The sequence below is a fragment of the Crenothrix sp. genome (assembly GCF_043729335.1).
Classification (GTDB): domain Bacteria; phylum Pseudomonadota; class Gammaproteobacteria; order Methylococcales; family Methylomonadaceae; genus Crenothrix.
The window spans coordinates 1-2,255 of the sequence record NZ_JAYTLQ010000038.1 but is presented as its reverse complement, the minus strand read 5'-3'; the positions used below and the strand labels follow the sequence as shown (position 1 = coordinate 2,255).

1 protein-coding gene is annotated in these 2,255 nt (G+C 43.6%); it reads left to right on the top strand.

The window, feature by feature from the left end; translation table 11 throughout:
• The coding region (locus ACHZC4_RS08745; protein ID WP_394753452.1) for a hypothetical protein at window positions 1–2,255 on the top strand (2,255 nt) is incomplete at both ends.

Sequence of the window (2,255 nt, the reverse complement as noted above, 5' to 3'; positions counted from 1 at the left end):
AAATGGATTGCCGCCTATACCTTCATGGGCAAGAAGCAAGATCCTAAGGATTGGATGAATACTGCTACCATTACACCGCCACGAAGCAACAACAATTCAACCGATCCTTATTGGTTTGATTACATAGCAGATACCGGAGATGGCATGAGTGCCGTCTACAACATCGCATATCTATGTATGAGCGAGCTTTGGATAGACAAAAACAGCAGCTTAGGCGCAGACAGCGTTGCACTAAGTGCAGATTCTACGTGTGTTCAGCACTTGCCGCGCGGCGAATTCCTATTTGTCGGCGGTGATACGGCTTACCATATTGCCGATACCGCTTCTCTGAAAGAACGCTTCCAAACCCCTTTCAATTGTGCCGCCTTGGATATTATCCGTACTAGCAAGTCTGTCGATCAGCGTCCTATATACGGTGTTCCTGCCAATCACGATTATTATGATGCCTTACATGGCTTTAACCGTCAGTTCTGTAAGCCAATTAATGATGACACCCACAATCCCTTACTTAATGACCCGAAAGACCCGCAGCTTGGCTTGTTAGGGTTTGAGCGGAAGCAAACGGCAAGTTATGTTGCCTTGCAATTGCCTTTTGACTGGTGGCTCTGGGGGCTTGATTCTCAAGAAGGCAAAATGGATAAGCGGCAACAGGCTTTTTTTGTTTCCATTTTTGATCCTGAACTAGTAAGAAAAGGCGATCTGTTCGACAAAAAAAATCAAAATAATGTGCTGCAAACCTTGGGTGAACGCGTACCCAGTAAGTTAATTGTCACCACGCCAGAACCCAGCACCGTTTTTGGTCGCTGGGCTGAACCTGATGGTGCTATTGCACAAACTTTTGCGCGTCTCGGTTTAGAAGCCAGTTTCTTAAAAGATAAAGCTGGTGCGTTGCCTAAGAATAAATGCCGACTCGACATTTCTGGTGATATTCACCACTATGAACGGTATTGGGGTAATTCACTAAACGATAGCAAACCAACAAACTATGCATCGGTGGTTGCTGGCGGTGGCGGTGCTTTTTTACACCCTAGCCACACGGATGTTGATGAGGTAAAAAAACAAGCAATCTATCCGTCTCGAAAAGATTCTCACCGATTAATCACCCAATCCATTCTTAATCCCATCAGTATTTGGCAAGGCGGTTATATTTGGCTAGCAGGCGCATTCATTGCGTTTTTGAATTATTTTGCCGTCACTGTACCCCAAAGTACTTGGTCGTTATTTAAACTGCTACCCGATAATCTTAGGCCAACCGACTCAAGCCAGCACTTTTTATCAACCATTAAAGTCGCCTTGGATGATGCCGCAATCACTATCGGAAAAAGCTGCTGTTCTAATACCTACTTCCTTGATTTAATATACATAATATTGTTCAGCGCATTGTTAGGTTATTGGTTTTGGAAAACACCAGGCCACTTTAAAAAAATAGTCAGCGCCAAAAAAACTGACCATCTCACTTACAATCCTGATTGGATCAGAACAATTAGTCTTTATATTTTGCCGATTTTAGCTGGGTTTTTACCTTTGCTTTTTTTAAACCAATGGTCTCGTGATGAACTCCCCAACTCTTTTTTAGCGGGCGCATTAATCGATTTGTTCTTTGTCGCCGCAATGGTGTTATTCAGCTTAAGTCGTCGTTACAGTAATATCTTAATCGACTATGCCCGATTTAACCGTGAACCACCTTGGGCTTCCGTACCCTTATGGGTTTTCAATGTTCTAGGCATCATTTATGCCGTTTTCGGCTTTCTTCGCTACGGTGCTTATTCGGCTTCAATAATGACTTTCGACTTAGTGATGGTTATCGTTTGGCTATTTGCAACAGTCGGTTTAGTTGCACTTGCCGCATTTGCAGGCGCACATTTACTACCACCATCAGGCAAAATCAAATTCGCCATCATCGGTGTCTGGCATGCACTATTACAAGTCTGTGTGCCGGTTTGCTTGATGTTATACAGCGACTGGACAACAATTCTAGTCATTACGAGCATTACTTTAATCGTCACTTATTTAGCAGGACAATTATTTACTAAGGAATTTTTGATTAAAGATTTCTCTCTGTCTGATCAGAAAAAAATCGGCACACTGCTTTTTGTGGCTTGGGGCATTGTAGGTGTCTGCGTATTATGGGCAGCACACCTAGGCGATCCAATAGCTGTCAATTGCTGGCGGCTACTGGCAGCATTTGTGTTAGGTGCAATATTTAGCTGTATCTGGTTCGGCTGGTATCTGGCTGTGTCGCTGGCTTTTCATGG